The 19,969-nt window shown below is 51.4% G+C and carries 20 protein-coding genes; 6 read left to right on the forward strand and 14 right to left on the reverse strand.

Annotated features, from left to right (window positions below):
- Positions 1–112 precede the first annotated feature (112 nt).
- Positions 113–976 carry a DMT family transporter gene (locus CR46_RS0114085; RefSeq protein WP_030073969.1) on the forward strand — a complete coding sequence of 288 codons (864 nt, stop codon included), beginning with the start codon at positions 113–115 and terminating at the stop codon, positions 974–976.
- 48 nt (positions 977–1,024) lie between these two features.
- On the opposite strand, the gene CR46_RS0114090 is transcribed toward CR46_RS0114085, so the two are convergent.
- From CR46_RS0114090 to puuE, 8 genes are all read right to left on the reverse strand, one after another.
- Complete coding sequence (locus tag CR46_RS0114090) at positions 1,025–1,546, reverse strand: DUF192 domain-containing protein (protein ID WP_030073971.1); 522 nt, start codon at positions 1,544–1,546, stop codon at positions 1,025–1,027.
- Between the two features lie 113 nt (positions 1,547–1,659).
- Positions 1,660–2,820 (reverse strand): ABC transporter ATP-binding protein, encoded by a 1,161-nt coding sequence (locus CR46_RS0114095; protein WP_156963072.1) that lies wholly within the window; start codon positions 2,818–2,820, stop codon positions 1,660–1,662.
- Complete coding sequence (modB, locus tag CR46_RS0114100) at positions 2,813–3,481, reverse strand: molybdate ABC transporter permease subunit (protein ID WP_030073975.1); 669 nt, start codon at positions 3,479–3,481, stop codon at positions 2,813–2,815. The genes CR46_RS0114095 and modB overlap by 8 nt, the downstream gene beginning before the upstream one ends.
- Positions 3,481–4,251 (reverse strand): molybdate ABC transporter substrate-binding protein, encoded by a 771-nt coding sequence (modA, locus tag CR46_RS0114105; RefSeq protein ID WP_232222393.1) that lies wholly within the window; start codon positions 4,249–4,251, stop codon positions 3,481–3,483. The genes modB and modA overlap by 1 nt, the downstream gene beginning before the upstream one ends.
- On the reverse strand, positions 4,252–5,736 hold the full coding sequence (pyk, locus tag CR46_RS0114110; RefSeq protein WP_030073978.1) for a pyruvate kinase: 1,485 nt from the start codon (positions 5,734–5,736) through the stop codon (positions 4,252–4,254).
- 90 nt (positions 5,737–5,826) lie between these two features.
- The gene (locus tag CR46_RS0114115) at positions 5,827–6,315 is read right to left on the reverse strand and encodes an ureidoglycolate lyase (protein WP_030073980.1); all 489 of its coding nucleotides are present in this window, start codon (positions 6,313–6,315) and stop codon (positions 5,827–5,829) included.
- Between the two features lie 112 nt (positions 6,316–6,427).
- On the reverse strand, positions 6,428–7,252 hold the full coding sequence (locus tag CR46_RS0114120; protein ID WP_030073982.1) for a bifunctional allantoicase/(S)-ureidoglycine aminohydrolase: 825 nt from the start codon (positions 7,250–7,252) through the stop codon (positions 6,428–6,430).
- Positions 7,253–7,263: 11 nt separating this feature from the next.
- Complete coding sequence (gene puuE, locus CR46_RS0114125) at positions 7,264–8,211, reverse strand: allantoinase PuuE (RefSeq protein ID WP_030073984.1); 948 nt, start codon at positions 8,209–8,211, stop codon at positions 7,264–7,266.
- Positions 8,212–8,506: 295 nt separating this feature from the next.
- On the opposite strand from puuE, the gene CR46_RS0114130 reads away from it, so the two are divergent.
- Together CR46_RS0114130 and CR46_RS0114135 are read left to right on the forward strand one after the other, a co-directional pair.
- On the forward strand, positions 8,507–9,262 hold the full coding sequence (locus CR46_RS0114130; RefSeq protein WP_030073985.1) for an aspartate/glutamate racemase family protein: 756 nt from the start codon (positions 8,507–8,509) through the stop codon (positions 9,260–9,262).
- Positions 9,263–9,425: 163 nt separating this feature from the next.
- Positions 9,426–10,796 (forward strand): NCS1 family transporter, encoded by a 1,371-nt coding sequence (locus CR46_RS0114135; RefSeq protein ID WP_030073986.1) that lies wholly within the window; start codon positions 9,426–9,428, stop codon positions 10,794–10,796.
- Positions 10,797–10,893: 97 nt separating this feature from the next.
- Here CR46_RS0114135 and CR46_RS0114140 read toward each other — a convergent pair whose 3' ends face one another.
- The 3 genes from CR46_RS0114140 to uraH are packed head-to-tail and all read right to left on the reverse strand — an operon-like array spanning position 10,894 to position 13,198.
- Positions 10,894–11,610 (reverse strand): GntR family transcriptional regulator, encoded by a 717-nt coding sequence (locus CR46_RS0114140; RefSeq protein WP_030073988.1) that lies wholly within the window; start codon positions 11,608–11,610, stop codon positions 10,894–10,896.
- A 24-nt stretch (positions 11,611–11,634) separates the two neighbouring features.
- Positions 11,635–12,834, reverse strand: a complete 1,200-nt coding sequence (locus CR46_RS0114145) for a urate hydroxylase PuuD (RefSeq protein ID WP_030073990.1) — start codon at positions 12,832–12,834, stop codon at positions 11,635–11,637.
- Positions 12,835–12,844: 10 nt separating this feature from the next.
- On the reverse strand, positions 12,845–13,198 hold the full coding sequence (gene uraH, locus CR46_RS0114150; RefSeq protein ID WP_030073991.1) for a hydroxyisourate hydrolase: 354 nt from the start codon (positions 13,196–13,198) through the stop codon (positions 12,845–12,847).
- Between the two features lie 125 nt (positions 13,199–13,323).
- On the opposite strand from uraH, the gene uraD reads away from it, so the two are divergent.
- Positions 13,324–13,869, forward strand: a complete 546-nt coding sequence (gene uraD / locus CR46_RS0114155) for a 2-oxo-4-hydroxy-4-carboxy-5-ureidoimidazoline decarboxylase (RefSeq protein WP_030073993.1) — start codon at positions 13,324–13,326, stop codon at positions 13,867–13,869.
- 116 nt (positions 13,870–13,985) lie between these two features.
- Here uraD and CR46_RS0114160 read toward each other — a convergent pair whose 3' ends face one another.
- The 3 genes from CR46_RS0114160 to CR46_RS0114170 all read right to left on the reverse strand — a co-directional run bounded on the left by CR46_RS0114160 (position 13,986) and on the right by CR46_RS0114170 (position 16,076).
- Positions 13,986–14,342: a phasin family protein gene (locus CR46_RS0114160; protein ID WP_030073995.1), complete on the reverse strand. Its 357-nt coding sequence runs from the start codon at positions 14,340–14,342 to the stop codon at positions 13,986–13,988.
- A 258-nt stretch (positions 14,343–14,600) separates the two neighbouring features.
- Positions 14,601–15,290: a glutathione binding-like protein gene (locus tag CR46_RS0114165; RefSeq protein ID WP_030073997.1), complete on the reverse strand. Its 690-nt coding sequence runs from the start codon at positions 15,288–15,290 to the stop codon at positions 14,601–14,603.
- Between the two features lie 93 nt (positions 15,291–15,383).
- Positions 15,384–16,076 carry a glutathione S-transferase family protein gene (locus tag CR46_RS0114170; protein WP_030073998.1) on the reverse strand — a complete coding sequence of 231 codons (693 nt, stop codon included), beginning with the start codon at positions 16,074–16,076 and terminating at the stop codon, positions 15,384–15,386.
- A 477-nt stretch (positions 16,077–16,553) separates the two neighbouring features.
- Between CR46_RS0114170 and CR46_RS0114175 the strand changes: the two genes are divergently transcribed.
- Both CR46_RS0114175 and glcD read left to right on the forward strand, forming a co-directional pair.
- Complete coding sequence (locus CR46_RS0114175; protein WP_030073999.1) at positions 16,554–18,245, forward strand: L-lactate permease; 1,692 nt, start codon at positions 16,554–16,556, stop codon at positions 18,243–18,245.
- A 222-nt stretch (positions 18,246–18,467) separates the two neighbouring features.
- Positions 18,468–19,967, forward strand: a complete 1,500-nt coding sequence (glcD, locus tag CR46_RS0114180) for a glycolate oxidase subunit GlcD (RefSeq protein ID WP_030074001.1) — start codon at positions 18,468–18,470, stop codon at positions 19,965–19,967.
- Positions 19,968–19,969 lie beyond the last annotated feature (2 nt).

Raw genomic sequence — 19,969 nt, forward strand, 5'->3', positions numbered from 1 at the left:
CTCAATACTCAACGTTGGGTAGTTGAATACTGAGCCATTACGCTGCAGTAGCACTTACTGATATGCTAAAGCCACTTTTTATATATTTTATATATTACTTACGGACATTAACGTGCCACTACGCGATCTGATGCTAGGCCTGTTGGTTATCGCCATTTGGGCACTGAACATTATTGTGATTAAAGTCGGCGTAGCAGAGCTACCACCGCTATTAATGACGACCCTACGCTTTATGCTAGTCGCTGCACTACTGGTGCCTTTCTACCCCGTCGCTCGTGCTCAGCTACCTTTTTTACTCTTGCTTTCCATCACGTTTGGTAGCCTGCATTTTGCGCTGCTGTTCATCGGGTTGGGCCAAGCTGAAGCAGGCACTGGCGCACTACTGGTGCAGATGGGCACCCCCTTTGCCACACTGCTGGCGGTGGTATTTCTTAAAGAAAAACTGGGGGCAAAGCGTATAGCGGGGCTGTTACTCTCTTTTTCTGGCGTGATTGTATTGGCTGGTGGGCCAACGCTACCCTCACCACTGCCACTGACCATTCTGTTGTTAAGTGCCTTTGGTTGGGCCGTTTCCCAACTATTGATTAAGCGCGGCCCGCCCATTGCCCCTTTGGCATTGGCGGGCTGGGTGGCGCTATTTGCGATCCCCCAAGTGGCGTTAGGGTCGTGGCTATTTGAAACCGGCCAGTGGCAGGCCATTCAGCAAGCAAGCTGGCGGGGGTGGGGAGCAGTGGTCTACACCGCGGTAATGTCGTCTATTGTGGCATACGGCATTTGGTATGCTTTATTGCGCCGTCACCCTGTCAATCGCGTAGTGCCTATGACCTTGCTAGTACCCGTGTTAGCAGTGGGCTTGGGCGCGCTATTGATGGGCGACAGCTTAGGCATTCACAAACTATTGGGCGGAGGGCTCGTGGTGGCCGGTATCGCGCTGATCGTACTCAATGTTGGCCAACGTCGACCGGCTACAGCTTAACAGCACACTTATTTTGACGGATACGCTAATTTCGCACCTTTTAAGCATCTAAGCGTCAGGACGGCAAAACCCTGCCAGAGCGGGAACAGATACGCAGTCACCCACCTGAATACCGCGCTCGGCGAAGTAGCCAGCATTGACCTCGAGCGCCGCATGATAAGACGCGCCAGCTGGATAAGAGGGGCATTCGCGGGGCGTATCGGATGTACAGGGCTGCATGGTGTTAATCGCCACAATGCGTCCTTCACCATCAATATAAGCAATATCTAACGGAATTAACGTACGGTACATCCAGAAGGCATTGCCTGCGGGCTGCTCACTTTCAAACCGAAACAGCATGCCACGCGCTTCTGGCAGGTGCTCACGTTCCATTAAGCCACGCTGTCGCTGGGAGGCGGTCTCCGCCACTTCAACGTCTAATCGATGGGGGCCGTCTTGGCTGTGGATCGCCAGCGGCAGTGTCGTGGTTTGCGCTTCGGCTGCCCAAACGTTTAACAGCGACATCGGCACGCTCGCCGCTAGCGAAACACCCAACGACGTTTTAAGCAGTTGACGACGAGAAAGGATCATGACGGGTTCCTTTTGTTATTAGGAGACGTGCTATTTCTTATAAGTGCCATTTTTCTAAGTGCCATTTTTCTAAGTGCTATTTTTCTAAGTGCTATTTCATCTAATGGGTGATATCAATACTCGCTATTCAGTGACGATACGCTATTCAACGCGTTAGCCACAGCCTCCTCCGAGCCTGACATAAGATAAACGCCTTTCGCCAGAAGCGACACATGTACCTGCTCTCCCAACGCTAACTGGTTGCGTCTAGCAGCATGAGTAGCAATATCAAAACGTAGCCTATCGCCATGAGAAACACGCAGCGAGATCGACGTCATACCACCAAGTACTACCATCTCATCCACTGTTGCGGCCACAGGATTTTCACGCTCACCCTGTGAAGGTCGATCACGACGATGTAACACAATATCAGAAGGCGGTAGGTACCAGGTGACGCTTTCCCCAAGCGGCAAATCGTCGAGACCTCCGGCAACTTCTAAACAGTACTTTCCCCACTGCAGTCGACGCTGGCCGTTGCTGCTGACCACCTGCCCTTCGAAGATATTGTGACGATCTAACAACCTTGCCACCAACGGCGAAGCTGGCCGCCGAAACAGTGCTTCGGGGCTTCCTTGCTGCAAACTCACGCCGTTATGTAACACGCAAATTTGATCTGCCAGCGCAGCGGCTTCTTCTAAATCGTGGGTCACCAGAATAATCGGGATAGAGATCTGCTGGCGCAGCAGTGCCAGCTCGCGCTGGAGCCGGCGGCGGGTCACCTGATCAACGGCTGAAAAAGGTTCGTCTAACAGCAGTGCCTGCGGCTCACGGGCCAAAGCGCGCGCAAGCGCCACCCGTTGGCGCTGCCCGCCAGAAAGCTGGCTAGGGAAGCGTTTTTCCAGGCCTTCCAAACGCACATTGGCAAGCCACTGTTTTGCACGGAGCTGGCGTTGAGCCTGGGGCAGATGCCCCATGGCAAGCTGGACATTCTCTAACGCGCTGAGGTGGGGGAACAGGGCATAATCTTGAAACACCATGCCGATTTTGCGCTGCTGGGGGGTAAGGGAGTAGCCTCGCTCAGTTGCCAACCACACGTTACCCGCACACGCCACAAGACCCTTTTCAGGCTGGTACAAACCAGCGATGGTACGCAATAGCGTGGTTTTGCCACTGCCAGAAGGGCCTACCAGCGCTAACAGCTGGCCTGCCGGGCAGCTAAACGACGCATCCAGCGGGATCGGCCCGCACTGCTTGGCCACCACCGTCAGTCCATTGCCTGTGATTATGTCAGCCACGCACCCACCTTCGCCTACCAGCCAACCCGTAAACTAAACCAAGGGTTGTTAACGACACGAACAACAGCAGTGCCGACATGCGCGCAGCACCTTGTTCATCAAACGCCTGTACTCGATCATAAATGGCAATCGCCAGCGTGCGGGTTTCCCCATCAATCGCGCCGCCAACCATTAAAATCACCCCGAACTCCCCCAACGTATGGGCAAACGTTAAGGCAGCTGCAGAGAGAATGCCCGGCCACACCAGCGGTAGCTCAATGCGTACCAGTGTCTGCCAAGGACTCAGCCCGCTGCACCAAGCAGCTTCTCGCAGGTTAGTTGGCACGTTCTCAAAGGCGCGCTGAATCGGTTGAATCGCAAAAGGTAAATTAGCGATTAATGAGGCTAACAAGATACCGCTAAAAGTAAAGTTGAGCCCACCTCCTGTCAGCGAGGCCCAAACGCCGCCTAAAGGCGCATCACGACCAAACTGCTGTAGCAAATAAAAGCCAAGCACGGTGGGCGGCAACACTAGCGGCAGCGCGATTAGTGCTTCACATAGCCCTTTGCCACGAAACTTTGCTGTTGCTAGCGTGCGGCCCAACCATATTCCTACGGGGAGTAAGAAAAGGCAGGTTAAACCTGCTAAGCGCAGCGATACTGAGAGCGCCGTCCAATCCATTATTCGGTACTAAAGCCATATTGCTGAAAAATAGCCAACGCGTCTGCTTCCTGCAGCCACGCATAAAATGCTTGCGCAACCTCGCCCGCCTGGGGAGTTAACACCATGCGTTGACGCAACGGCGTGTGCCATGTTTCAGGAATTAATACAAACTCACTGCGTTCGCTAAGTGCTGGCGCAAGCACCAGCGAGTAGGCAACTAAGCCTCCACGGGCATCATCAGAAAGGGCAAACTGCAGCGTTTGAGACACATTTTCTCCTTGAATGCGCAGCGGCTCACTGGCTTCCCATAGGTCAGCGCTTTGCAGTACCTCTTGGGCAGCTACGCCATAAGGTGCGTGCTCAGGGCTGGCAATGGCTATTCGCTGACGCTGTCCGGCGTCATGCGCAGCAATTGCCTCATGCACCCCCGCAAGCGGTGTCTGCTTATCAGGGAGGGGATACTTTCCTTTAGGCTGCGCCCATGCCAGCCGACCACGAGCGTAAATAACGCCCTCATTATCAACATGGCCTTGTTGATAAAGCGCCTGCACAAATACTTCATCCGCCGAAAGAAATAGCTCAAAAGGAGCCCCTTGAGCTATTTGGCGACGAAAATTTCCGGAGGAACCGAAATTGAGGCGCAGAACATGCCCCGTTTGCTGAGTAAAACGCTCAGCCGCCTCTTCTAATGCAAACTGCAGGTTAGAGGCTGCAGCAATAATAGGTGCGCCTGCAAATGCAGGCGCAGTAACCAGTAACAAACATATCAACAGCAGCGCTCGCATCATCTAGCGCTGTGCTTGTTCAACGTGCTGATCGTTAATCAACATCACCTTCATGGTATTGGTACCGCCATGAGCATTCATATGATCGCCTCGGGTCAGGATGACATAGTCACCAAGTTTAGCGACGCCCTGCTTAACCAGCAACGTTAGTGCTTCATCATTCAGCTCCGTAGCGCCCATTTCTGAGGTATCAAACGGAAGTGACACAACACCGCGATATAGCGCCATACGACGCTGGGCGATAGGGTTATGGGCAAGCCCAACAATGGGCAGACCTGAGCGGATACGTGAAGCAATCAACGGCGTGTAACCTGAGGAAGTCATACAGGCAATCGCCGTGACCCCTTGCATATGATTGGCGGCGTACATGGCTGAAAGCGCAATGGTCTCATCTGGCTGAGAGAAACCTTCATGAATACGGTGGCCTGATTCTTGGGCAGTTTTTTCTCGCTCAGCACCTAAACATACCCGTGCCATTGCTTCTACGGTTTCCACTGGGTAGTCGCCCGCGGCGGTTTCGGCGGAAAGCATCACCGCGTCGCTGCCATCCAGCACCGCATTAGCAACGTCGAAGACCTCGGCGCGGGTGGGCAGCGGCGCTGAAATCATACTTTCCATCATTTGCGTGGCGGTAATCACAGCGCGGTTAAGCGAGCGCGCACGCTTGATCATGCGCTTTTGCACGCCCACCAGTTTAGCATCTCCAATCTCAACCCCTAAGTCACCCCGCGCCACCATGACCGCTTCAGACGCTTCGATAATACCGTCAAGAGTCGCCTCATCCGCCACCGCTTCGGCGCGCTCTACCTTTGCCACCAAGCCAATATCTTTACCTGCTTCACCAAGTAAGCGGCGCGCTTCTCGCATATCTTCAGCATGACGGGGAAACGAAATAGCTAGATAATCGACGCCAATATCCACAGCGGTTTTTAGATCGTCTTTATCTTTTTCTGTTAAGGCAGGAGCAGATAGCCCACCGCCTTGCTTATTAATGCCTTTATGGTTGGAGAGCTTACCGCCAACCACTACTTGGGTATGCACCTGCTGGCCATCTACCCGGGTAACGTCCAACACCACACGGCCATCGTCTAGCAACAAGCGATCTCCGGCCGTGACATCCTGCGCCAACGTTTTGTAATCACAGCCCACCTGGTGCACATCGCCAGCATCGCCATCAAGCGCCATATCAAGAATAAACGGCTGACCCTCTTTAAGTACCACAGCGCCTTCTTTAAAGCGCGCAATACGAATTTTAGGGCCTTGAAGATCCCCCAATGCCGCGACGCTGCGGCCTAACTGAGCAGCGATTTCACGCACGCGCACTAAACGTCGACGATGATCATCTGCGCTACCATGAGAGAAGTTCAAACGCACCACATCAACGCCCGCCGCAAGCATGGCTTCTAAGACACCTTCCCGATCGCTGGCGGGACCAAGGGTGGCGACAATTTTAGTACGACGGATCGACGAGAAGTGCAGTGCGTTCATAAGAATCCAACCATTTAAATTATAGTTAATGACACTAATAAATCAGTGTAACGCGTCCAGTATGACAGCGATGCAACACCGTGAAATGATTTATGCCAAGGTTATGCAGATCGCGATAGGGAATTCATCACAGTTGTTGCCATCGCCACCACGGTCTACCACTAAAAACTCGCCTTCACGCTCAAGCACCGACTGTATCGCGTGCCAGGTGCCGGCCCGGTAGTTAACGCCCTGGCGGCCGTCTGTGACAAAGGCGCGGACATCCGCCTTATCAATGGTATCGCCAGGGGGAGCGACTACCACAATAAAGCGCTCTTGATGCAACGGCATAAAAGCTTGGCTACCTTGGGGATGACGCTCTAAAAAGGTTAATTCCAACGGCAGCGTAACTGGCTGGCTGACAAAAATATTGATCAGCGTATGGGCGTTTTCACCCAGCGTCTCTACGGTTGCCAGGTTGTGGTGTCGCTGGGTACGACCAGCATTAATGGGAAACGACGCTGACGTGCGGGCATCCAACACATCGCCAAAAGGCGCAAACGCCTCCGCTGTTAGCGGTTCAGCTATCAGTTTAATCATTATAACATCCTAAAATAACCTGCTTCGCTGGGGGAAATGCAGCGAAGCAGCCAACGTCATAGTCTAAGTACTGGAGAACAAGTACTGGAGAACAAGCACTGGAGAACAAGCACTAGAACTTGAGTGCGGCGTGGCGGTTGACGTCTTTGTACAGTAAGTAACGGAATGGCCCCGGGCCGCCGGCATAACACGCCTGAGGGCAAAATGCGCGAAGCCACATAAAGTCGCCAGCCTCTACCTCAACCCATTGCTGGTTAAGGTGATACACCGCTTTACCTTCCAACACATAAAGCCCGTGCTCCATCACGTGAGTTTCATCGAAAGGAATCACGCCACCTGGCTGGAAAGTCACGATATTGACGTGCATATCGTGGCGCACATCTCCAGGGTCGACAAAGCGCGTGGTTGCCCAGCGACCCTCTGTGCCAGGCATTTCATTGGGGGCGATGTCTTGCTCATTGGTGACAAAGGCCTTCGGTGCGTCCAACCCTTCCACAAACTCATAGGCCTTGCGAATCCAGTGAAAACGCACGGGCGCAGACGATTCGTTGCGCACCTGCCAGTGGCTGCCAGGGGGGATAAATGCATAGCCACCGGGGCGCATGGTGTGGCGCTCGCCTGCCAATGTGAGTGTTAACTCGCCTTCTACAATGAACAGCACGCCTTCGGCCTGGGGGTCTAACTCCGGCTTGTCACTGCCGCCTTCAGGCTGAACTTCCATGATGTATTGAGAGAACGTTTCAGCAAAGCCAGAAAGCGGGCGTGCCAGCACCCATAGCCGCGTGCCTTCCCAGAAAGGCAAGTTGCTGGTGACGATATCGCGCATCACGCCTTTAGGAATCAACGCATACGCTTCGGTGAATACGGCACGATCAGCGGTTAGCTGTGTTTGCGGCGGGTGCCCCCCTGTAGGGGCGTAGTAAGGAGATTTATTCATTATATTGCCTTTCAGCGAGTTGGAGCGGGATGCTGCTCAGCCCAGTGGCGAGCGATATCCACACGACGTGCTACCCATACGCGATCATGGGCTTCGATATGGTCTAAAAAGCGCTGCAGCGCGCGCAAGCGCCCAGGACGGCCTAGCAACCGACAATGCATGCCAATCGAGAGCATTTTGGGCGACTCATCTCCCTCGGCATACAACACATCAAAGGCATCACGCAGATAGGTAAAGAAGTGATCCGCGGTATTAAAGCCTTGAGGAGCGGCAAAGCGCATGTCGTTGGTATCTAGGGTATAGGGCACGATCAGGTGATTATGCTCACTGCCTTGGCTGTCTGTCACAGAGGTCCAAAACGGCAAGTCGTCACCATAGTAGTCACTGTCGTAGAGAAAACCGCCCTCATCTAGAATCAGCCGTCGCGTGTTCGGGCTATCGCGCCCGGTGTACCAGCCTTGCGGTTTTTCACCATAAAGACGCTGGAAAATGTCCATGGCTTTTTGCAGGTGTTCTCGCTCTACATGCTCAGGAACTTCTTGATAGTGGATCCAGCGATAGCCATGGCAGGCAATTTCGTGCCCCAGCTCTTTAAATGCCTGAGCGACGTCGGGGTTACGCTCTAGCGCCATGGCTACCCCAAATACCGTCAGTGGCAAATCACGCTTTTCGAACTCGCGCAGAATCCGCCATACGCCTGCCCTAGAGCCATATTCATAGATCGACTCCATACTTAGGTGCCGGTCTGGATAGCTGGCCGCGCCAATGATCTCAGACAGAAATTGCTCTGACCCTGCGTCACCGTGAAGAACGCAGTTCTCCCCGCCCTCTTCATAATTCAACACAAACTGAACAGCAATTTTTGCCTTGCCTGGCCAATTAGCCTGAGGAGGGGTACGGCCATAGCCTGCTAAGTCACGCGGGTAGGTACTTAAGAGTTGATCAGATGAAGTCGACATTCAGCAGCTCCTTTCATGGATGCAGCGCATTTTATTAATATTAACAATATCGCAATACAAAAAATAATTGTATACAAAATAGCGGCATTTGGTAATCACTTCAATCCAGCTGCACGTTAATTAGCTGACTCTACTTACATTTTAGCGCTTACATAGCGCTAAGCAGTTGAAAGCTGAACAGTTGGTCAAATTAACACTTTGTTTTATGCCATATAAAAGAGCTTGCGGTCTACGCGAAACACCCCTATTTTCGTATACAAGATATATAAAATTGTTTACCTGAAGGATGACTAACGTGCACATACGCATTATTAATCCCAACACGACGGCTTCTATGACTGCTGCCATCCATCAGTCCGCCCTGCGTCAGGCAGCAGCATCAACCACCATTACCACCACCCAGCCCGATGCAGGGCCAGTGTCCATTGAGAGCCATTTTGACGAGGCGATTAGCGCGGTAGGCGTAGCCGAAGAAGTTCTTAAAGGAGAACGTGAAGGCGGCATCGATGCTTATGTAGTGGCCTGCTTTGGCGATCCTGGTTTACTCGCAGCCCGAGAGTTAACCCGCGCCCCGGTCATCGGCATTGCAGAAGCTGCCTTCCACTTAGCCACGCTGGTAAGCACTCGCTTCTCTATTGTGACGACATTAGGACGCACCGGCATTATTGCCGAACACTTGCTGGAACAGTACGGCTTTCGCCACCACTGCCGCCGCATCCGCGCTGCAGAAATTCCTGTTCTTGATCTTGAACACCACCCAGACGCAGCCTTTACCCGCATTGTCGAAGAGTGTTGCCGTGCTCGTGATGAGGATGGTATTGGCGCCATTGTCTTGGGGTGCGGTGGAATGGCGAACCTAACGGCCGACATTAGCCGTGAAGTAGGGCTGCCTGTCGTCGAGGGTGTTAGCGCCGCGTTAAAGCTGGCGGAATCGCTGGTTAGCCTGGGCCTTCATACCAGTAAACACGGCGATCTGGACTATCCGCGCCCGAAATCGTTTACCGGCAAGTTTGCCGCGCTATCTGACCTGCAACTTCCTACCTCAAGGTGATAACCACTTAACCACTGACCATGCACTAATAAATAGCTCAATAACTAACAACATAACCATTAAGAAACAGCCGTTTCGTCAGCACGCTACGCCGCAAGCACTTCTTGGGCACACAACGCGCCCAGGCTACCAATAACATCGATAATCTTGCGAGGACGGAAACATGAGCAACTCTAACCCTGCTCTTACGTCAGAAGAAGCCCCCATTGCGAACACCGCCATAGCTGAGAAAGCTATAGGCGCTGAAAGCCTTGCACCGCAAAGCACGCGAATTATGGGACGAACATCCTACTTTTTAGCTTGGTTTGGCGGGTGTGTCTCTATTGGCACCTTCGCCATGGGTTCAAGTGTGGTTGGCACCTTAAACCTACTGCAAGCCACGTTGGCTATTGCCATTGGCTGTTTTGTGATTGGCATCGCACTGGCCATTAACGGTGCAGCGGGCTACAAATACGGCATTCCCTTTATGGTGCAGGCACGTAGCGCTTTTGGCTTTACCGGCACCCGTATTCCTGGCCTAGTAAGGGCCGTGCCTGCCGTGGTGTGGTATGGCTTTCAAAGCTGGATTGGCGCTGGCGCATTGAATATGGTCTCAGCCACTTTATTTGGCTTCGACAACCTCATTTTCTACTTTATTACCTTCCAGTTTTTGCAAATTGGTTTGTCAGTGTTGGGCTTTCAAGGCATTAAATGGCTTGAGAATATCGGCAGCGTCTTTATTTTGCTTTCACTGATGTACATGTTCTACGCCACGGTGCAACGCTATGGCGATGAGCTGTCGGCTAGCATTTTGACTATGGAAGGCTCTTGGGGCTTGCCGTTCTGGAGTGCCACCATGCTATTCCTGGGCATCTATAGCACCATGATGCTTAATGTCAGCGACTATTCGCGAGAACATAAGAAAGGCACGAAACAGAGCGTGTTAACCACTATCTACGCCATGTCGATTCTGCCCTGCACGCTGTTCATGGGCTTGATTGGCTATATGGTGTCAGAAGCGACGGGCACGGCTGACCCCATTCAAGTATTTGCCAATGCGGTTGATAACACGCCATTGCTGATGACCACGCTGCTTTTTATTGCCTTTGCCCAAGTCACTACCAACGTCCTTAACAACGTAGTGCCCCCCACCTACGTATTAATGGACGTATTTAAACTTAAGTTTCCGGTAGCCACCGTTATTGTTGGCTTGCTAGCCTTCGCCACTTTCCCTTGGAAGCTGGTTCAGCCTGAGTCCGCCGCTGGCCTGCAGCTCTTCGTACAAACATATTCGGCCTTTCTTGGCCCTATCTTTGCCATTCTGGTCGTGGATTACTACATCATACGCCGCCGTACGCTAGACATTAGCAAGCTGTACGACCCTTCTGGCCCTTATCAAGGTGTCAACAAAGCTGCCCTAATCGCAACCGTAGTTGGTATTGTGGCCGCACTAACCTTCTCTTCGATCTCTTGGTACGCCAGCCTTATTCCTGCTGGGCTGACCTATTACCTACTGATGAAGCATTGGCCTGCCTGCCAGCGGTTTACCCAGTAATAGGGACGCAACGCCCCTGCTGTGACTGCTCCTGAGGTGATGCTGTCCCAATGCCCAGACAATATTGTCTGGGCATTTTTTAACTTTACGAAGCGACTTAACCACCAAAAATCTGCTGTAGATCTGGTACGTTCTCTTCTTCTTCGACCATCGAAAGTGATGCTTCAATCGCTTTAAGATGGCGGCTCATAAATGCTTTCGCTCGTTCGCCGTTGCCCGCTTCCAAATAGCCGATCAAGTCATCGTGATCATGGGATTCACAGCCTAAGTGACCGCGATGGCCGTAAACCGCCAGAATCAACGACGAGCGTGAGCATAGACGCTCAACAAACTCAGCAAGCGTTGCATTACCCGAAAGCTGGGCAAGGCGCACGTGAAAGTCAGCCGACAGGCGAATAGCGACGCTTTGTTGACCATTGCGTAGCGCTTGACGCTCCTGGCGAGCCATTTCACGCAGTTCGGCGGCCTCTTTCTCTCCGATCCGCCTTGCCACATCAGGCATTAGCCCACACTCAATCATCTGACGTGCATCAAACACATCTTTTGCTTCGTCTGCAGTGGGGCGCGTCACGCTAGCACCGCGCCGCGGCGTAAGCGTGACCAGCTGCTCTAACGCTAAGCGTTGCAAGATCTTGCGGATGCCGGTACGGCTGATGCCAAAAACTTCTGACAAAGCATCTTCACGCAGCCGAGCGCCTGGCTTTAGCCGCTGTTCGACAATAGCGTCGCTAACCGCGCGATAGATCGACTCGTGGCGCTCCTCACCTTCTTTTTCCGAGGGTCTTTGCTTTAACGCCGCCTGCGCATCACTCATAGGATCTCCTGTCTATGACTTTAATCACTCCTCCCACGCGGCAATGATATCGCGCTCGTCGTCGCTCATGTTGGTGATATTACCAAGAGGCATATAGCGACTCGCGACAACTTGCTGAATTTGCGTTTGATGTCCAAGAATATCTTCCCAGCTATCAAACGCATAACCTGCGGGCGGCGCTGAAAAACCGGCATGTTCAGGTTGACGAGCATGGCATTGAGTACAATGCTGATCAATTAACCCTGAAATCTGGGCTTGGCTGGGCGCACCTGAGATACTCGCATTACCTGCACCAGGGCTAGGCGCGGCCACCCAAAATGCTAATAGAATAAGCCCTATCCCAACGGCAGGATAGGCGGGTTGCGTCTTTCCAGCATGCATTAATACAAAGAACTGCCTAATCAGCGCGCCAGCAAAAATAAACAGCACCATCACTACCCAGGAAAGCTCATGGGAGTAGATGAACGAGTAGTGATTACTCACCATCAGCAGAACGACTGGCAGCGTAAAGTAAGTGTTATGCACCGAACGCTGCTTGCCACGCTTACCATCTAGCGGATTAGGCGTTTCGCCAGCCTTCATGGCTTTCACCATGCGGCGCTGACCAGGAATAATCCAGAAAAAAACGTTAGCCGACATGGCTGTTGCCATCACCGCCCCAGTTAACAAGAAGGCAGCGCGCCCTGTGAACATCTGAGTGCTTAAATAGGCGACCACTATCATCATCACCGCAACGGCAACGCTGAGAAGACCATCGCGGTCCATGTTAGGACTTATGCGCTTACAAAGTTCGTTATAAACCACCCAACCACCAAGCAAGAAAGCCAATGCCAGTAGATTGGCCTGCCAGCCAGTCATACTAGCCGCCCACGCCCAGCTACTGTTGGGGTTAACTAGGTAGAAACCTGGGTTTGCCATATAAAGAATAACGAACAAAGCAAAGCCTGACAGCCACGTCGTATAGGCTTTCCAGAACGACCAATGAAGGTCGTTCGGCAGTTTAGCGGGTGCGGTAGCATACTTTTGATTATGGTAGAAACCACCGCCATGTACCGCCCACATCTCTCCAAATACGCCTTTTTCACGATCTTCGGCTGCTTTCGGCGTTCTTAGACCATTATCCAACATGACAAAATAGATCGACTCACCGATCCAGGCGATAGCCGCAATAACATGCAACCAGCGTAACAATAAATTTGCGAAATCAATAAGATAGGTTTGCATAACCGCCCCCTCAACTACCGCGGTAGGTAGAGTAGCTATAGGGGGACAGCAACAGTGGTACATGGTAATGCTGGCTGGCATCCGCAACGCCAAAACGTAAAGGAATAACATCTAGAAAGCGCGGCTCTTGAGAAGCTATGCCCTGAGCGCGCAAGTAGTCACCCGCGTGAAAAACCAGCTCATACTCACCTACTGTAAGGGCATCACCCTCTAAGATAGGCCCATCACAACGACCGTCACTGTTGGTGGTAACGCTGCCTAGGTGTTCACGTGTGTTCCCTGACAAGCGATACACCTCAATCGTGATCCCCTGACCGGGCTGCCCTTTGGCGGTATCGAGTACGTGGGTAGTTAACCGTCCCATAGCCACTCCTTAATAATCGCGGTTGTTGATAGTAGTTGTTCGACTTAACCTAGTGGTCAAAGAGTACCGTTGATACCATTTATTGTATACAGTATTTCCATTATTAAACACACTGGAGAGATTTTGTGCCTAACTCAACACCACTCACGCTTTCACCCGCCCCTAGCACATGCAGCTTGGAAACCTTTACCCACCATTATGGTGATGTGTATGAACACTCTCCTTGGGTAGCGGAAGCCGCCTGGAAGGAAGGGTTAAACAGTGCGCATGACGCACCGGACGCACTGGCTGATCTCATGGGCCTTATGCTTCAGCAGGCAACACCTGAGCAGCAAATTGCTGTTATTCAGGCACACCCTGACTTAGCAGGCAAAGCGGCAATATCGGGTGAGCTAACTCAAGATTCTACCCGCGAGCAAGCTGGTGCCGGGTTAGATCAATGTACGCCAGAGGAGTTTGCGCGCTTCGAACAGCTAAACGCAGCTTATAAAGAAAAGTTTGGCTTCCCCTTTGTGATTGCCGTGAAGGGGCTTGATCGTCACGCTATTTTGTACGCGTTTGAAAAACGCCTAAATAACGATCTTGCTGAGGAGAGAAAAACCGCCATTGAACAGATTATCCGTATCGCTCGCTTTCGGCTGAATGGGCGGGCCGAACAGCAGCTGTTGTAATTGGCATAATCTAAGTAGATACAAAAATGCCGCACCTAATTTTCAGCGCGGCATTTATCTACCAACTGATAGCGTTCAATCTTTTTCTTTCAAACGCTTATCTAAAGCATGGTGTATTACTGCTTTGTACTTTCCACTGCTTTCTTAGTGGTTTCTTCCGCCATTTTTTGGCTTTCTTGCATAAAGCTTTGGCTGATAGAAGTGACTTTCTCAGAGTCTCCCTTCATGCGCTCCATGAGGTCAGTTGCAGCTTTCTGCTGACTTTCCATGGCTTTTTTAAAGCTATCGGCATCTTTCACGTCTAACCATGTGCGTGCCTGTGCAATGGTCATATCGGAATAAGCGCGCGCTGCATCCATTTGCGCACTAACAATCTGTTGATAATAATCAAGCGCTGCCAGCGTATAAGAGCGCATGGGTGCTGAAATAACAGACTCAAACTGCTGACTGGTTTTCTCTGCGGCCTTGTTCATCACATAATCCCCTTGAGTGAGCTAGCGATTCGACTCGCATCGATGAGCGGTCGATGGTCAGGCGGTTGCCTTTACTAACAACTGCCTTTATTAGCTACTGTCTTTAGTAACTACTAACCTTAGTAACTACTACTTTCAGTAACTACTGTCTTAATAACAACAAAGCTAGCAGCGCTTTTTGTGCAGCGCAACATGATTTTTTCATAATCTTGCGTCAGATCATTAATATAAATATCCTGCTTTTTTGGCAGCGACGACTTAACGATTGCCAAACAAGTATTTACGCGCTTGTTCATCCATTTCTCCGCCTCCCTGCGGGTTGACGTCTTCGATCAAAGAATAAGCTTTTCGAACAGCAGGACGTTGCGCCACTTCATTAAACCATCGCTCTAAATCAGAAAACTCCTCCAGCGTTTGTCGCTGCTTATCCCATGGCACAATCCAGGGATAAATCGCCATATCAGCAATGGAGTAACAGTCACCCCCTACGTAGTGCTGCTGGGATAAACGCTGATCTAACACGCTATACAAGCGATGCGTCTCACGAACATAACGTTCGATAGCGTATTCAATTTTCTGTGGAGCATATTGGCAAAAATGATGGTTTTGGCCTGCCATCGGCCCAAGCCCACCCATTTGCCAATGAAGCCACTGCAACACGACATAGCGCTCACGCCCTTCTGAGGGTAGAAACTGGCCACACTTATCAGCCAAGTATTCTAAAATAGCGCCCGACTCAAAGAGCGCTAGGGGTTGGCCGCCATCTTTAGGCGCATGATCAACAATGGCGGGAATACGGTTATTAGGCGAAATGGTTAAGAATTCGGGATCAAACTGCTCCCCACGCCCAATATTAATAGGTTTTACCCGATAAAGAAGCTTAGCTTCTTCAAGCATGATGGAGATTTTGTGGCCATTGGGAGTTGTCCAGTAATACAGGTCAATCATTGCCATCTCCTCTCACACAGACGGCGTAAGCCGCTTGCGTGGTTTTACTAGTACATACGATTGGTACAGGCGGCAACGCTGCCGCCTGACACATTATAAATCACGAATAGTGACGGCCTTACCCGCGACCGCGTCGTGCACCTCCAGCATACGCTTAAACCATTCATCCACCGGATCATTCGCATCAACTAATAGCTCAAGGGACACGGTATACGCCCACATCATGCTACCGAATAACAGGTAATCCGCTCCGCTAGGGGCTTCACCATCCAGAAACGGACTTGTTCGCAACTGATCACGCACTGGGGCTAATAGCTGCTTTAGCTGAGCTCTCCCTTGCTCTGGATTGTTAACCTCTTCTAATCGCATACCAAAACGGGCTTCACGGGTCTCTCTGAAATAAGCACGATCGTCAGGATGGATGGCCTCCAATAAATCTAATGCCACTGTTCGAAAAAGTGCCGGTGTAACGCTACGCTCAACATAGAGCTTAAAAAAGTGCACACGCTGATAACTCACTCCTTCTCCCAACACGGGGTTCGCAGGGTAGGCTTCATCTAAGTAACGCAAGATGTCAAAGCTATCGGTGACCACAGTGTCGCCATCGGTTAATACCGGCACTTTGTCGTAATCTGCAAAGGCAAGCGCTTCTTTTTCACGAAAACGCCAAGGGACCGTCGTATATTCCAGCCCTTTGTGTGCCAGTGCCATACGCACGCGCCAGCAGTAGGGTGAAAAACGTAAGCGCTCATCGCGCCCACATAAATCATAAAGGGTTATTGCCACGGTAGCGGTCTCCTTGTTGTTGAAGAGAGTAGTTAAAAAGTTGTTTAAGCAAAATTGTCACAACGGAAGCTCCAATCAACAACAATGGGCGCAAGCCATCAAGGACGCAAGTGGCTTTGCCCAGGCTGATCGTCCTCCATCAGCAGGCAAATGGTCTTTATCAAGGAAAGGATTTCGCAAACGTTGCTGGCTCTGCACCGCTTACTTGGATGGAAACTGTACTGTCTATTAGTCTAATAACTTGATGCCAGCCTCACTACATTGAGGAGATTTAAAAGCAAATAAAAACAAATCGTTAAAATTAAAAAAGTGGTTCAAAGCCTATACGGATAGCTCCTCATAATTGGTCTTACCAATTATCCAATATAGCCATTTTTTCTACCTAACCGTATCTTTCGCACTGACCCGACCAGCATTGCCACAAACCGCTGGCATCTGCCGAGCACACCAAATCAATAACAAGGGGCCATTCCTCACATGAATGAAACTACACTTGCACTTCTGGCATTTCTGCCGCTGTTGCTTGCCGGTATTTTGCTCATTGGTTTTAAAATACCCGCAAAAATAGCGATGCCGATTGTTTTCCTGACGGCAGCCATCATTGGTCTAACCGCTTGGGATATGTCGTTTAGCCGCGTTGCCGCGTCTACTATTCAAGGTCTGATCCAAACAGCAGGCCTTTTATGGATTATTTTTGGCGCTATCTTACTGCTGAACACGCTCAAACATTCTGGTGGCATCACTGCGATTCGTAACGGTTTTTCAGGCATCAGCCCTGACCGTCGCGTTCAGGCGCTAATTGTTGCTTGGTTGTTTGGCTGCTTTATTGAAGGTGCGTCTGGTTTCGGCACCCCAGCCGCGGTTGCTGCGCCATTGATGGTGGCACTCGGTTTCCCTGCGCTGGCTGCGGTTGTTGTCGGCATGATGATTCAGTCTACACCCGTTTCTTTTGGTGCCGTCGGCACGCCGGTTGTTGTTGGCGTTGGTAGCGGGCTGGACCGTGCAGGCATCACTGCACAATTAGAAGCAAACGGTTCTACGTGGGATGTGTTTTTCCAGCAGGTCACCAGCTCGGTCGCCATCACTCACGGCATCGTGGGCATTTTAATGCCGTTGATTCTGGTGTTGATTATGGTGCGCTTCTTTGGTGCTAACCGCTCCTGGAAAGAAGGTCTATCTATTGCGCCTTTTGCCATCTTCACCGGCATTTCGTTCGTTGTGCCTTACATGCTGGTAGGTGTTTTCTTAGGCCCTGAATTCCCATCAATGATTGGCGCCATGGTCGGTCTGGCAATCGTTGTACCTGCCGCACGTAAAGGCTTCCTATTGCCGAAAGACACCTGGGACTTCCCTGAATCAACGTCATGGCCCGATGAGTGGATTGGTAACCTACAAATCAAACTGGATGACGTTGCTGGCAAAGCGCCAATGTCAACGCTAAAAGGCTGGATTCCTTACGTTCTACTTGCAGTCTTCTTGGTCGCGTCACGTATTATTGAGCCGCTGAAGTCCGCACTGACCTCTGTCAGCCTGAGCTGGACCAATATTCTGGGTGAGGCGGGTATCAGCGGTGGTGTGCAACCACTTTATCTGCCGGGCGGCATTATCGTTGCAGTGGTCATCGTCACTTACTTCCTGCACAGCATGAACCCGCAGAAAATCAGTGCGGCTGTCTCTGAATCGACTAAAACCATCTTTGGTGCCGGCTTTGTCTTAATCTTCACCGTTCCGATGGTGCGTATCCTGATTAACTCTGGTGTTAATGGCGCTGACCTTGTGTCAATGCCCGTCATGATGGCCCAAGCGGTAGCGAGCAGTGTTGGCGGTATCTATCCCTTCTTTGCGCCAGCCGTTGGTGCGATGGGCGCCTTTATTGCCGGTTCAAATACCGTTTCTAACCTGATGCTAGCGGAATTCCAGTTTAGCGTTGCCGAAACGCTCGGCCTATCTACCGCAATGATGGTAGCGCTGCAAGCAGTCGGTGCAGCAGCGGGTAATATGATTGCGATTCATAACGTTGTCGCCGCATCAGCAACAGTAGGTCTACTAGGCCGTGAAGGTACAACGATTCGTAAAACAATTATTCCCACCATCTACTATCTAATCTTTACTGGAATCATTGCGTTAATCGCTTTTTATGTGATTGGCATTACCGACCCATTAATGTGACGGTGAAGCGTTAGTCATTATTAAGCACTCTACGCTGGGTAGCCTTAGGGCTACCCAGCAGCCGTAAGAACGTTTTCAATGCTCAGCCATCTAAACCACGCCAGCATGTCTAGCCTTTTCACAGTATGAAAAAGTTTTCTAGTGCCGCTTTAGTTATTTATGGAAAGCTTTTCCATAAAGTGATTAGATACCTTCCTGCCCTCCTCATCCACAGGAGCTAACATGAATATTCATTTCGATGAACGCCTCGACGGCGAATTCATATACCGCGATAAAGCAGACGTATTAGAGGATCTGCAAAATGCAGTGCCCTCCTTAACACTGCTTCACAGGGAAGAGGATTTACACCCCTTTGAATGTGATGGCCTTGCCGCTTATCGAATCCTGCCAATGTTGGTTGCATTACCCGAAACGCTGGAACAGGTAGAAGGCCTTTTAAAGCGCTGCCATGCGTTAGGTGTTCCTGTGGTTACCCGTGGTGCAGGCACAGGACTTTCCGGCGGTGCCCTACCACTTGAGCGGGGCGTGCTGCTCGTCATGTCACGCTTCAACACCATCATTAATGTTGACCCAGATGCCCGCACCGCACGTGTGCAGCCTGGCGTGCGCAACTTAGCGATCTCTGAGGCTGCCGCGCCTTATGGGCTCTATTACGCACCCGACCCTTCTTCACAAATCGCTTGTTCTATTGGCGGCAATGTGGCTGAAAATGCGGGCGGCGTGCACTGTCTAAAGTACGGGCTCACGGTCCATAACGTAATGCGCGTTGATGTAATGACGATTGAAGGTGAGCGCATGACGCTAGGGTCCGAGGCACTAGATGCACCTGGCTTTGATCTTCTTGCGCTGATGAACGGCTCTGAAGGCATGCTGGGCGTGGTCACGGAGATCACCGTAAAACTGCTGCCAAAACCTGAAACTGCCAAAGTACTGATGGCCAGTTTTGATGATGTAGAAAAAGCGGGCCGTGCGGTTGGCGATATTATTGCTGCTGGGATAATTCCTGGCGGGCTAGAAATGATGGATAAACTTGCTATCAAGGCCGCAGAAGATTTCATCAAGGCAGGCTACCCCGTTGAAGCAGAAGCTATTCTTCTGTGTGAACTAGATGGCGTTGAAGCCGACGTGGATGATGATTGCCAAACCGTTCGCCGAGTCTTAGAAAAAGCCGGTGCAACCGATATTCAGCAGGCGCGCGATGAGGCCGAGCGTGCCAAGTTTTGGGCAGGGAGAAAAAATGCGTTCCCCGCCGTGGGCCGCATGTCGCCTGACTACTACTGCATGGATGGCACGATTCCACGTCGCGAGCTCCCCCGAGTACTCAAGGGCATTGCGGCCCTGTCGGAAGAGAGTGGGTTAGCGATTGCCAACGTTTTCCACGCCGGTGACGGCAATATGCATCCGCTGATTCTATTTGATGCCAACAAAGAGGGTCAGTTGACGCTCGCCGAAGATGTAGGCGGAAAAATTCTAGAGCTATGCGTGGCGGCGGGTGGCTCTATTACTGGCGAACACGGCGTTGGCCGCGAAAAAATCAATCAGATGTGCAGTCAATTTCACTCCGACGAATTAACGGTATTCCATGCATTGAAAGCCGCTTTTGACCCACAGCGCCTTCTCAACCCAGGGAAAAACATTCCCACCCTGGCGCGCTGTGCCGAGTTTGGAGCCATGCACGTGCACAACAACGAGCTACCGCATCCGGAACTACCACGCTTCTGATG

Source organism: Vreelandella neptunia (assembly GCF_000712975.1).
Classification (GTDB): Bacteria; Pseudomonadota; Gammaproteobacteria; order Pseudomonadales; family Halomonadaceae; genus Vreelandella; species Vreelandella qaidamensis.